The organism is Pseudomonas viridiflava (assembly GCF_900602065.1).
Taxonomy (GTDB): Bacteria; Pseudomonadota; Gammaproteobacteria; order Pseudomonadales; family Pseudomonadaceae; genus Aquipseudomonas.
In genome coordinates, this window is record NZ_UWFN01000193.1 from 1 (window position 1) to 379 (window position 379).

General features: G+C 64.1%; 1 protein-coding gene. It reads right to left on the reverse strand.

Annotated elements, in window-relative coordinates:
• Nucleotides 1-379: PilZ domain-containing protein (locus tag EE949_RS10550; protein WP_164666754.1), on the reverse strand; the 379-nt coding region annotated here is incomplete at both ends.

Below are 379 nucleotides of genomic sequence, written 5' to 3' on the forward strand. Positions count from 1 at the left end.
CATGCGACCGAACGCGGTCATGCCGCTGCCGCTGTCCTTGACCTTGCGCGCCTTGGTGAAGTTGTCGCGTTGCAGGGTGGCGAGTACGTCGCCCATGGTCACGATGTCACCGGACAAGTGCGAGGTGATCAGGTGGCGCAGGGTGGGAATATCCTGGGCATCGAGGTTCTGGAACTGGGAGCCGGTGTGGCCGGTCTGGCGGTCGTAGGAGCGAATCTGCAGCTCCACATCCATCGCCAGACCGAGGTTGTCGATCACGAACTGCAGGCGACCCTTGTGCACCTCACCGATGGTCAGCGGCTGGGTGGCGGTGAACGCCAGGCCGCCGGCGGACAAGTCGATCACCCGTGCTTCGGTCTGCGTGCGGTCGGTGTTGAAG